The following is a 10,600-nucleotide window of genomic DNA, read 5'->3' as shown; positions in this document are numbered from 1 at the left end:
GTTGAAATGGGTGGGTCTTGGCGAGCGCATGCATGTGCTGCCGCCGGTCCTGTCGGGCGGCGAGAAGCAGCGCGCCGCCATCGCCCGCGCCTTGATCGAGCAGCCGGAGATCCTGCTGGCCGACGAGCCGACCGGCAATGTCGATCCGCCGCTGGCGCGGCGCCTGCTGAGGCTGTTCATCGAGCTCAATCGTCTCGGTACCGCCGTGGTGATCGCCACCCACGATCTTGGCCTGATGGAACAGGTCGACGCGCGCCGCATGATCCTGGCCGGTGGAAGGCTGGACATCTATGACTGACCTGTCCGCCGAACATCTCGAAGAGCATGAGCAGGAAGCCGAGGTGGCCGAGGCAAAGCCGCGCGCCCAGCGCCGGATGGCGCCGATCGTGCCGGCGCAGAACATCGCCGGCCGCGCCCTGGTCCTGGTCATCGCCATCATGACCTTCCTGTCCTGCCTGACCTTCGGCGCGGTGACGCTGGTGCGCGACACCGCCTCGGTCTGGGAGAACCAGATCTCGCGCGAGGCGACGATCCAGGTGAAGCCGGCCGACGGCCTCGACATGGAGGCAGCGCTTGCCCAGGCCTCGCAGATCGCCGGCGAGTTCCCCGGCGTGAAGTCGACAAGGATCATCGACCGCGAGGCGACAGCCAGGCTTTTGGAGCCGTGGCTGGGCTCCGGTCTCAACATCGATGAACTGCCCGTGCCGCGCCTGATCATCGTCACCATCGACGAGAACAGCCCGCCCGACTTCGCCGCCATGCGCGCCGCGATCACGCCAAAACTGCCGAGCGCATCGCTCGACGACCATCGCACCTGGGTCGACCGGCTGGTGGCCATGGCCCGCACCACGGTGACCATCGGCATTGCCGTGCTGGCGCTGATGCTGTCGGCGACCGTGCTGACCGTGGTGTTCGCGACCCGCGGCGCCATGGCGGGCAATGGCCACATCATCGAGGTGCTGCATTTCGTCGGCGCTGAGGCGGCCTTCATCGCACGCGAATTCCGCCGGCATTTCCTGGTCACCGGCATGAAGGGCGCGGCCGCCGGCGGCGCAGCAGCGGTGCTGGTCTTCATCGTCTTTTCCTGGTGGTCGTCGCGCAATATGGCGACGCCTCAGGCCGATCAGGCTACCGCCTTGTTCGGCAATTTCGCCATCGGCTCGATGGGCTATCTCGGCGTCGTCCTGATGGTGCTGGTGATCGGCGCGCTGACGGCGGCAACCTCTCATGCCACAGTCGTCGCCTATCTCAGCGACATCGACGTTCGCCAACCAGACGCATGAAAGGGAGCATGCTTTGGCGGCGGCGGAAGCAGGGTGATCACGAATGGAGAAGCGGCGTAACGCAAAGTGCGTCTTTTATCTACCAAAGGCCGCATTTCAGGATTAACCATATGGCTATGGACGTGCGGGATTCGACCGGGACGGCTGGGCAGATGCCAGTGGTGGTTGCTCGTTTGCGCGACCACGGCGGGATTAGCCGTTTAAAGACCGCTCTGCGGATATCCGCGCTCTCCCTCCTCGTTCTCGCAACCTTGTTTGCCGGCGGCTTCGGCTGGTTCGCCAGTAAGGTCGCCCATCTGACCACCCCCGCCAATCCGGCCAAGGCCGATGCCATCATCGTGCTGACCGGCGGCCAGTCCCGCCTCGACGCCGCGATGGATCTGCTGGCGTCAGGCAAGGGCGAGCGGCTGTTGATCAGTGGCGTGCATCCTTCCGCCAGCCGTCGCCAGCTCCAGGCCGCGACCGGCGGCGACAAGAAGCTGTTTTCCTGCTGCGTCGACATCGACCGCGCTGCGCTCGACACGATCGGCAATGCCGAGGAAAGCGCCAAATGGATCGAAAGCCATGCCTATGGCACGGTGATCCTCGTCACCAACAACTACCACATGCCACGCAGCCTGCTGGAAATGGGCCGGCTGCTGCATGGCGCCAAGCTGGAGCCCTATCCAGTGGTCAATTCCAATCTCGACAATGGTGGTTGGCTGACCAAGCCGCGGGCGTTGCGTGTGCTGTTCACCGAATACACCAAATACCTGCTGGCGCTGGCGCGCGGCATCGTGCCGGTGAAACCAACCCCGGACGGCATAGCGCTGGCCGAGACCGCGGCCGGCGGCTGATCCGGGTATCACTCCTTCGCGGCAGCGCCTGAAATTCCCTTGAGACGCACAATCTCCTGTTCAAGGTGCTGAATGCGCTTATCCCGCTCACCAAGCGCTGCCTCGACATCAGCCGCTTCGAAGCGCTGCGGGATGTGTTGGGGGCAGTTGGAATCCCAGGCTGAGACGGTGAACAGGATGACCTGTTCGGGCCGCGCCTTGTAATCTTGCGGCATCAGCTTCGCCATCAGCTCGGCATCGCCTTCGACGACGCGCGCCGTGCCCCAGATCTTGATGCGCTGGCGCAGCATGTAGTCGATCAAAAACAGGAAGGCGCGTGGATTGTCGGCCAGATTGCCTTGCGTGATGAACTGCCTGTTGCCGGAAAAATCCGCAAAGCCGATCGTCTTTTCGTCGAGCACCTTGAGAAAGCCGGCCGGCCCGCCGCGATGCTGGATATAGGGCTGGCCGTCCCCATTGGTCGTCGACAGGAAGACGCTGATCTGCATCTCGATGAACGCGGCAAGGTCCGGCGTGATGACAGCTTGCCAGCCACCACGCTCCTCGACGCGGGCGTAAGACTGCCGCGAACCCTTACGCGCCTGGATCGCCTTGACGGTCGGCGTGAAGGCGACGTCGCTGGTGAAAGCATGCGCGTTCATCGAAACCTCCTGGGCCAGAGCGGGTTTTAGAGCCCGAGCTCCGACAATGTTGGGTGGTCATCCGGGCGGCGCCCGAGCGGCCAGTGATATTTGCGGTCGGCCTCGCCGATCGGCAGGTCGTTGATGCTGGCGATGCGCAGGCGCATCAGCCCGTGCTCGTCGAACTCCCAGTTCTCATTGCCGTAGCTGCGGAACCAGGAGCCCGAGTCGTCGCGCCATTCATAGGCGAAGCGCACGGCGATGCGGTTGCCGTGGAAGGCCCAGACTTCCTTGATCAGCCGGTAGTCGAGCTCACGGCTCCATTTGCGCGTCAGGAAAGCCTGGATGGCATCGCGGCCTTGCAGGAATTCGGCGCGGTTGCGCCAGCGGCTGTCCATCGTATAGGCGAGTGCGACCCGCGCCGGATCACGCGAATTCCAGGCATCCTCGGCCATGCGCGCCTTCTGTGCTGCTGTCTCGGCGGTGAAGGGCGGAAGCGGGGGGCGGCTTTCAGACATAGGAACTCCTTTGACTGGCCATGCTGCAGACAAGGCCACACCCGACATATAAAGCCTTCCATTCCTGAAATGCAGATGACATATTTGCAATCAGTCCTTCCATTTTCCGGAAGAAGTGATGGATCGTCTCGAAGCCATGTCGCTCTTTGTCGCCGCAGTGGAGGCCGGCAGCCTTTCCGCCGCGGCCCGCCGTTTCGGCATTCCGCTGGCGACCGTCAGCCGCAAGGTTTCCGATCTGGAACGTCATCTCAAAACAAGGCTGCTGAACCGTTCGACGCGCCGGCTGACGCCGACCCATGCCGGCGAGGCTTATCTTGCGGCCTGCCGCCGTATCCTCGATGAGGTTGGCGAGGCTGAACGCGCGGCGGCGGGCGAATACAGCGCTCCGACCGGTGAACTGGCCATCACCGCGCCGGTTGTCTTCGGCCGCCTTCATGTGCTGCCGGTTATCACCGGCTTTCTCTCGGCCTATCCCGACGTGGACATCCGCCTGACCCTGGCGGACCGCATCACCCAGCTGGTCGAAGACCATTTCGACCTCGCGCTGCGCATCGGCCAGTTACCCGATTCGCGCCTTGTCGCCATTGGCGTCGGCTCGATCCGCCGCGTCGTCTGCGCCAGCCCGGCCTATCTGGCCGAACATGGCATACCCGCGACGCCGGAAGACCTGAGCACCCACAATTGCATCACCTTCGAGGGACTGTCCTCCGCCGCCCCATGGGGCTTCACCAAGGGCAAGACGGAAGTCACGGTTCAGGTCCGCTCGCGGCTTCAGGTCAACACCGCCGAGGCCGCGATCGATGCCGCGATTGCCGGCGTCGGGCTGACGAAAGTGCTTTCCTATCAGGTCGATGCCGCGGTGCGGTCGGGCATGCTGCGCATCCTGCTCCGTGAGTTCGAGCCGGAGCCGTGGCCGGTAAGCCTGGTGCATGCGGGCCACGGCCTGCTGCCGGTCAAGCTGCGTGCCTTCCTCGATTTCGCCGCACCCCGTCTGAAGGAGCGGCTGGCCCGATTGGGGTAACGTGGCCGCAGGCTGATCCCAGAAACGAACCGTGCCTCGGCATCGGCAGGGTCACGCTTCGGCCATTTCCTTTTTCCCCGCGCTTGGTGTAACCAACGCACACTTCCTCACCGGACCTCCCCCATGCTCTATGTCAGATCGCTGGCGTTCAACTTCGTCTTCTACGTCAATCTGATCGTCCAGATGATCCTCTGGACCCCCTATTATTTCCTGTCGCCGCGCCACCGCGCCTGGTTCGTGCCGAAATTCTGGTCGCGCACCTGCATGTGGCTCTACGACAAGATCGCCGGCACCAAGAGCGACATCACCGGGCAGGAAAACCTGCCGGAGGGCTCCTTCATCCTGGCGCCCAAGCACCAGTCGTTCTGGGACGCGATCGCTTTCTTCCCCTTCCTCCAGGACCCGCTCTACATCTTGAAGCGGGAACTGACCTGGATCCCGTTCTTCGGCTGGTACATCATGAAGATGCGCATGATCCCGGTTCATCGCGGCAGCCGTTCCAAGGCCTTGAAGGCGGTGGTCGCGGCGACCAAGGAAGAGATGGCGCGCAACCCACGCCAGCTGATCATCTATCCCGAGGGCACGCGCCGGGCGCCGGGCGATGAGCCCGCCTATAAATACGGCATCGTCGAAATCTATTCGCAACTCGGTGTTCCGGTTGTGCCGGTTGCTCATGTCGCCGGCCTCTATTGGCCGCGCCGCAAATTCCTGCGCTATCCCGGCACCATCAAGGCGCGTTTCCTGCCGCCGATTCCACCGGGCCTCGGCAAGGACGAGTTCATGGCGCGGCTGATCGGCGAGACAGAAGCCGCCTGCGACCAGATGCTCGTCGAGGCGTCCCGCGCACCCAACCCGCCGGCCTTTCCGCCGACCGCGGTGAAGCGGCTGCGGGAACTTGGCGCGAAGGTCTGAAGCGAAGGCAGGCAACATTCAGCCGAACACCGCCAGCGCGGTGGTCAGCACCAGCGTCGCGGCAAAGACCAGATTGATGATCCGCGACGTGACCGGCCGGCGCAGAAAGCGCGCGAAGGCCGCGCCCGCGAGCAGCCATACGGCATGGATGACAACGATCATCATGGCGAGAACGGTCAGCTTCAGCCATAGGCCAAGCCCGGCGTCGCCTTGTTTGGAAGCGGCGCCGGCGAACACGGCGGCGATCGCCACATACGCTTTGGGGTTGGCGGCAGCCAAGAGAAAACCGGCCATCCAGGTCGGGCGCGAAGCCTCGGACGCGCGTGCCGCCAGCGGCGCCGCCGTGGCGATCCTGAAGGCGAGATAGAGGATGTAGGCGGCGGATGCGACAACCAGCACCGGCGCCAGCCTCGGCATCGACCAGAGCACCGCCATGATCCCGGTCGCCACCACCAGCAAGACAGCGATCGTGCCAAGAACGATCCCCGAGGTATAGCGCAGCGAGTGGCGCAAGCCGAAGGCGGCACCAACGGCGGTGACGCTTATCGTTGCCGGACCTGGACTACCCATGACCACCGTGGCGGCAAGCACCAGGGCGAGCAGCGGTCGCCAAAGCTCCGGTTGCGAAAGAAGCGGTTCAGTCATTTCCACCCTCTGTCTTGCCTTGAGCGCAGGACGCTATGGCAAGACAGGAGGGGTGGTCTTGGACGTTCGTGCGTAGAACGGCCGCCGGGAGCTTCAGCCGCTCGCCTTGTCGAGCTCAGCCATGTCGTCCGCTGTCAACTTCAGCGACGCCGCCTTGATCAGACTATCCATCTGGTCCGGCTTGGTGGCGCTGGCGATCGGTGCGGTGACGCCTGGCCGCGCGATAACCCAGGCAAGCGCGACTTCCGCCTGCTTCGCCGAATGCCTCGCCGACACCGCGTCGAGTGCCGCAAGGATGCGCATGCCGCGCGCGTTGAGATAGTCCTTCACCCCGCCGCCGCGCTCACTTTGGCCAAGATCGGCTTCGCTGCGGTATTTGCCGCTTAGGAAACCCTTGGCCAGGCTGAAATAGGTGATGACGCCGATATCCTCGGCCACACACAGATCGTGCAGCGGCCCATCGAAGGAGGAGCGGTCGTAGAGATTGTATTCCGGCTGCAGCACTTCGTAGCGCGGCAGGCTGCGCAGGCTCGCCACGTCGAGTGCGGCGCGCAACTGGCCCGCATCGAGGTTCGAGCAGCCGACATGGCGGACCTTGCCCTTGGCGAGCAGCTTCTCGTAGGCGCCGAGCGTTTCCTCATAGGGCGTGGTCGGATCCGGCCAATGCGACAGATAGAGATCGATAGCGTCGATCTGCAGTCGCTTCAGCGACGCGTCGACGGCCTTTTCGATATAGGCAGCGGATAGATCCTTGTGGCCCTGCCCCATATCCGAGCCGACCTTGGTGATCACCACGACCTTGTCACGGTTGCCACGGTCTTTCATCCAGTTGCCGATGATGGTTTCGGATTCACCACCCTTGTGGCCGGGGACCCAGCGCGAATAGGCGTCCGCCGTGTCGACCGCGTTGAGACCAGCCCCGACGAAGCGGTCGAGCAGGTCGAAAGATGTCTTCTCGTCGGCGGTCCAGCCAAAGACGTTGCCACCCAGAACCAGCGGCGCGATGGAAAGGTCGGTGCGACCGAGACGGCGTTTCTGCAAGACGGATCTCCATGAGGATTGGGGCCGGGCGGATGCCGCCCGCTGGCTGGGGTTCGGAGCCTAACCTAGGTCTCGCCGCACCAAGGTCAAAGGCCTGGCTGCCTTTTCCGCAGAGCCAGCCTTCACAAAGGCGCTATCCCCCGTGCCACGTCCTCCAGCCAATGGTCGCGGATGCCAAGCGCTTCCAGATGTTTCAACGTGCTGAGCACATAATCCTCATTGTCGCCGGATTGGCCGACCGCACCGCGCACCACCGCCGCCGCATGCGCAGCATCCAGCGCGCCGGCATATTGCTCATGCTTGCGGTCGACGATGTAGGCTACGGCTTCGACCATGCCGCCGCCATCAAGGCGAACCTTGAGCGTGCGCTCGAGATAGACTGATGTGACGAGTTCGCGCTCGCGCAGATAGGCGATGACCTCGTCGCGAAATTCGCCCGGCACGCGGAAAGCCAGGCCGACGCAGGAACCGCCATGGTCGAGGCCGAGCACCAATCCGGGCCGCTGGCGCGTGCCGCGGTGCACGAACGAATAGACACAAAGCGAGCGCCGATAGCCGTGCAACCTTGCTCTTTGTGTCTCGACATGCGCGAACCCCGGCCGCCAGATCAGCGATCCATAGCCAAACACCCAAAAATCGCCCATATCGCCGCGCCTGATTGCAAAAGATTGCCGACACCGCATCCGAATCGGTGTTTTTTCCGTCCGTGTCTGTCTACCTATTGTTGTCGGAATCAAAACTCCGTCCACCAACACCCATGCGTTAATGAGAGCCAAAGCATGACGTCAAGTGACGAACGCCAACCAAAGTCCCGCCGCGGCCTGTTCTGGCTGGTGGCGTTCATCGTTGTGCTGTTTGCCATCTACAGCGGTGGTTGGTTTTACCTGGAGAACAGGGTCAGGGCTGAAGCCGACAAGGCGGTTGCCACGCTCAACAAGAGCGGCATCGAGGCCGGCTGCGCCAATCTCCAGGTCAGCGGCTATCCCTTGAACTTCACCGTCTCCTGCGACAACCTCGCTTACGAGGACGATGCCAAAAACATCGCCGCGTCGGCCGGCTCCTTCAATGCCGTCGCCCAGATCATCCAACCCCTGTCCCCGGTTGCCAATCTGCGCGGACCGCTCAGAACCTCCGTCCCGGGCATGAAGCCGCTGTGGATCGACTGGGACAATCTGCAGGCCAACGTCAAATTGTGGTACCCGCTGCCGCAGCGTATATCCCTGCAGGCCGAGGGCCTGTCCGGCCAGACCGATCCGGCTGACGACACCGATCCGGTTGAACTGTTCAGCGCTGGCAAGGCCGCTGGCCAGTTGCAGCCGAATGGCGGCGATCTCGACTATGCCGGCAGCTTTGGTGATCTCGAGATCGATCCCGATGCGATCGGCGGGCGCGTGCTGCCGGCGCTCGATGCCAGCGGCGATGCCACGCTGAAGAATGGTGTCGCGCTGATCGGCACGCAGGTGAAAAGCCTGCGCGGCCAAAGGATAGAGATTCGCAACCTCGATGTGTCCTCGGGCACGGCGCGGGTTACCGTTTCCGGGCCGCTGTCGGTCGATGCCGAAGGCCTGGTCGACGCCGACCTGATGATCCGGATCAAGGATCCGAAGTCCGTGGCATCTATCCTTGCCGGTGCCATACCCGAGCAGAAGAATGCGATCGAACAGGGTTTTGCCGCACTCGCCATGCTCGGCAGCGAACCGTCGATGCCGCTGAAAGTGGTCAAGGGCAGAGCTTCGCTCGGCTTCATTCCGCTCGGCAAGATCAAGCCGGTGCAATAGCGCTGCCATGGCAAGACCCTTGAGGCTCCTCAGTGTCGGCGCGCTGACTCTGGACACCATCCTGCGTGTGGAGACGCTTCCCACGCACCAGGGAAAATTCATCGCCTCCGACGGTGTCCAGATCGCCTCGGGCATGGCCACCAGTGCTGCCTGCGCCGCGCATCGCCTGGGCGCCGACGTGTCGCTGTGGGCGAGCGCCGGCGACGATCCCATCGGTGATCAGCTGATTGCCGGGGTCGAGGCCGAAGGCGTCGATTGCACCTATGTGCGCCGCGTCAGCGGCGCCCGCTCGGCACTGGCCTCGATTCTGGTCGACGCCCATGGCGAGCGCATCATCGTGCCTTTCTATGACAAACGCGCCCAGGCCGATCCCGAAGCGTTGCCTTTCGCGGACATCACTGCATTCGATGCCGTGCTGGTGGATGTGCGCTGGCCGGGCGCCGCGGCCCTTGCCCTGAAGGCCGCGCATGCTGCCGGCCGCCCAGCGATTCTCGATGCCGACACCGCGCCGCTGGCGGTGCTGGAACAGCTCTTGCCGCTCGCCTCGCACATTGTTGCCTCCGAGCCGGCGATCCGCATCATATGCGGCCACGCACAGGATCTGGAGACCGCTTGCACCGACATGGCTTCCCGCACCGATGCCTTTGTCGCGGTCACCGGCGGCGCGGCAGGCACCTGGTGGTTCGATCGCGCGGCGCAATCATCCCGTCATGTCGCAGCGCCCAAAATCAAGGCGGTCGACACGCTGGCGGCGGGTGACGTCTTTCACGGCGCCTTTGCCGTCGGGCTGGCGGAAGCCATGCCGGTCGAGCAGGCCTTGCGCTTCGCCAGCGCTGCAGCCGCGCTCAAATGCCAGCGCTTCGGCGGCAGGCTGGGCGCGCCGGACCGGGCCGAGACGCTGGCGATGATCTCGGCGATCTGGCCGACACCCTAACAACGCCAAGGGAGTTGAGATTCAGGTCAGGCCGAGTCGAAAATGGCTGATGCCGAGAACCGGAGCGGAGCGTACTTTTTGTACGTGAGCACCGGAAGCGCAGCCGTCGGCCATTTGCAGGCCGGCCTCACCTGGATATCAGCTCCCCTTGGGATGCTCGACCGCCTGACGGCCAAAGTCGGGCACGTCGATGTCCTGGCCGGCCTCGATGATCGAGCGGCGCACGGCGCGGGTCCGGGTGAACAGGTCGAACAGCTTGTCGCCGTCGCCCCAGCGGATCGCGCGCTGCAGGAACGCCAGGTCTTCCGAAAACCGTGCCAGCATTTCGAGGATGGCGTCCTTGTTGTGCAGGCAGACGTCGCGCCACATGGTCGGATCCGAGGCGGCCAGACGCGTGAAATCGCGAAAGCCGGAGGCGGAATATTTGATCACTTCGGACTTGGTCACCGACTGCAAATCGTCGGCGGTGCCGACGATGTTGTAGGCGATGATGTGCGGCAAATGCGAGACGATGGCCAGCGTCATGTCATGATGCTGCGGATCCATCGTGTCGATGTTGGCGCCGCAGCGGCGCCAGAATTCCGACAGCCTCTCCAGCGCCTCCGGATCGGTGCCCGGCACCGGTGTGAAGATGCACCAGCGATTGTCGAACAGATCGGCGAAGCCGGCATCCGGTCCCGATTTTTCCGTGCCCGCCAACGGATGGCCGGGAATGAAATGCACGCCGTCAGGCACATGCGGTTGCATCTGCGCGATCACCGATGCTTTGGTCGAGCCGACATCGGTGAGGATCGCGCCCTTCTTCAGCGCCGGTGCGATTTCCTCTGCGACCGCGCCGGACGAGCCGACGGGCACGGAGACGATGACCAGATCGGCGTCGCGAACCGCCTCTTTCGCATCGGTCGTATAGCTGTCGCCCAGCCCGAGTTCTTCCGCCCGCTTCAGCGTCGCGGCGCTGCGGGTTGAGATGGCGACATGGCCAGCCAGGCCCTCGCGGCGGATGACGCGGGCC

The 10,600-nt window shown here is 63.9% G+C and carries 13 protein-coding genes; 7 read left to right on the top strand and 6 right to left on the bottom strand.

Features of this window, described 5'->3' with window-relative positions:
- From AC1DX0_RS23665 to AC1DX0_RS23655, 3 genes are all read left to right on the top strand, one after another.
- The coding region (locus AC1DX0_RS23665; protein WP_127223573.1) for an ATP-binding cassette domain-containing protein at positions 1-298 on the top strand (298 nt) is incomplete at its 5' end.
- Positions 291-1,283 carry a cell division protein FtsX gene (locus tag AC1DX0_RS23660; protein ID WP_477223347.1) on the top strand — a complete coding sequence of 331 codons (993 nt, stop codon included), beginning with the start codon at positions 291-293 and terminating at the stop codon, positions 1,281-1,283. The genes AC1DX0_RS23665 and AC1DX0_RS23660, both read left to right, overlap by 8 nt.
- 110 nt (positions 1,284-1,393) lie before the next feature.
- A complete protein-coding gene (locus AC1DX0_RS23655; protein ID WP_477357028.1) occupies positions 1,394-2,119 on the top strand; it encodes a YdcF family protein in 726 nt (241 codons plus the stop codon).
- Between the two features lie 8 nt (positions 2,120-2,127).
- Here AC1DX0_RS23655 and AC1DX0_RS23650 read toward each other — a convergent pair whose 3' ends face one another.
- On the bottom strand, positions 2,128-2,760 hold the full coding sequence (locus tag AC1DX0_RS23650; RefSeq protein WP_477223345.1) for a pyridoxamine 5'-phosphate oxidase family protein: 633 nt from the start codon (positions 2,758-2,760) through the stop codon (positions 2,128-2,130).
- A gap of 26 nt (positions 2,761-2,786) precedes the next feature.
- Positions 2,787-3,257 (bottom strand): nuclear transport factor 2 family protein, encoded by a 471-nt coding sequence (locus AC1DX0_RS23645; protein WP_477223344.1) that lies wholly within the window; start codon positions 3,255-3,257, stop codon positions 2,787-2,789.
- A gap of 118 nt (positions 3,258-3,375) precedes the next feature.
- On the opposite strand from AC1DX0_RS23645, the gene AC1DX0_RS23640 reads away from it, so the two are divergent.
- Both AC1DX0_RS23640 and AC1DX0_RS23635 read left to right on the top strand, forming a co-directional pair.
- Complete coding sequence (locus AC1DX0_RS23640; protein ID WP_477223343.1) at positions 3,376-4,278, top strand: LysR family transcriptional regulator; 903 nt, start codon at positions 3,376-3,378, stop codon at positions 4,276-4,278.
- A 123-nt stretch (positions 4,279-4,401) separates the two neighbouring features.
- Positions 4,402-5,190, top strand: coding sequence for a lysophospholipid acyltransferase family protein (locus AC1DX0_RS23635; RefSeq protein ID WP_477223342.1), 789 nt, complete (start codon positions 4,402-4,404; stop codon positions 5,188-5,190).
- An 18-nt stretch (positions 5,191-5,208) separates the two neighbouring features.
- On the opposite strand, the gene AC1DX0_RS23630 is transcribed toward AC1DX0_RS23635, so the two are convergent.
- From AC1DX0_RS23630 to AC1DX0_RS23620, 3 genes are all read right to left on the bottom strand, one after another.
- Positions 5,209-5,835 carry a LysE family translocator gene (locus AC1DX0_RS23630; RefSeq protein WP_477223341.1) on the bottom strand — a complete coding sequence of 209 codons (627 nt, stop codon included), beginning with the start codon at positions 5,833-5,835 and terminating at the stop codon, positions 5,209-5,211.
- Between the two features lie 93 nt (positions 5,836-5,928).
- Positions 5,929-6,876 (bottom strand): aldo/keto reductase, encoded by a 948-nt coding sequence (locus AC1DX0_RS23625; RefSeq protein ID WP_477223340.1) that lies wholly within the window; start codon positions 6,874-6,876, stop codon positions 5,929-5,931.
- A 122-nt stretch (positions 6,877-6,998) separates the two neighbouring features.
- Positions 6,999-7,520 (bottom strand): gamma-glutamylcyclotransferase, encoded by a 522-nt coding sequence (locus AC1DX0_RS23620; protein WP_477223339.1) that lies wholly within the window; start codon positions 7,518-7,520, stop codon positions 6,999-7,001.
- A gap of 135 nt (positions 7,521-7,655) precedes the next feature.
- Here AC1DX0_RS23620 and AC1DX0_RS23615 point away from each other — a divergent pair, with 135 nt between their 5' ends.
- Positions 7,656-8,654, top strand: coding sequence for a DUF2125 domain-containing protein (locus AC1DX0_RS23615; RefSeq protein WP_477223338.1), 999 nt, complete (start codon positions 7,656-7,658; stop codon positions 8,652-8,654).
- Between the two features lie 7 nt (positions 8,655-8,661).
- Positions 8,662-9,588 carry a sugar kinase gene (locus tag AC1DX0_RS23610; RefSeq protein WP_477223337.1) on the top strand — a complete coding sequence of 309 codons (927 nt, stop codon included), beginning with the start codon at positions 8,662-8,664 and terminating at the stop codon, positions 9,586-9,588.
- A 138-nt stretch (positions 9,589-9,726) separates the two neighbouring features.
- Here the strand turns inward: AC1DX0_RS23610 and AC1DX0_RS23605 are convergent.
- Positions 9,727-10,600: prephenate/arogenate dehydrogenase family protein (locus AC1DX0_RS23605; protein WP_477357026.1), on the bottom strand; the 874-nt coding region annotated here is incomplete at its 5' end.

The sequence above is a fragment of the Mesorhizobium sp. P3_A9 genome (genome assembly GCF_056402975.1).
The sequence above is the reverse complement of the archived record's forward strand: the minus strand, read 5'-3'. Positions and strand labels throughout refer to the sequence as shown.

Coding starts and splice junctions, on each gene's coding strand:
- AC1DX0_RS23660 (WP_477223347.1), top strand. CDS start 291: ATGACTGACCTGTCCGCCGAACATCTCGAAGAGCATGAGCAGGAAGCC.
- AC1DX0_RS23655 (WP_477357028.1), top strand. CDS start 1,394: ATGGCTATGGACGTGCGGGATTCGACCGGGACGGCTGGGCAGATGCCA.
- AC1DX0_RS23650 (WP_477223345.1), bottom strand. CDS start 2,760: ATGAACGCGCATGCTTTCACCAGCGACGTCGCCTTCACGCCGACCGTC.
- AC1DX0_RS23645 (WP_477223344.1), bottom strand. CDS start 3,257: ATGTCTGAAAGCCGCCCCCCGCTTCCGCCCTTCACCGCCGAGACAGCA.
- AC1DX0_RS23640 (WP_477223343.1), top strand. CDS start 3,376: ATGGATCGTCTCGAAGCCATGTCGCTCTTTGTCGCCGCAGTGGAGGCC.
- AC1DX0_RS23635 (WP_477223342.1), top strand. CDS start 4,402: ATGCTCTATGTCAGATCGCTGGCGTTCAACTTCGTCTTCTACGTCAAT.
- AC1DX0_RS23630 (WP_477223341.1), bottom strand. CDS start 5,835: ATGACTGAACCGCTTCTTTCGCAACCGGAGCTTTGGCGACCGCTGCTC.
- AC1DX0_RS23620 (WP_477223339.1), bottom strand. CDS start 7,520: ATGGGCGATTTTTGGGTGTTTGGCTATGGATCGCTGATCTGGCGGCCG.
- AC1DX0_RS23615 (WP_477223338.1), top strand. CDS start 7,656: ATGACGTCAAGTGACGAACGCCAACCAAAGTCCCGCCGCGGCCTGTTC.
- AC1DX0_RS23610 (WP_477223337.1), top strand. CDS start 8,662: ATGGCAAGACCCTTGAGGCTCCTCAGTGTCGGCGCGCTGACTCTGGAC.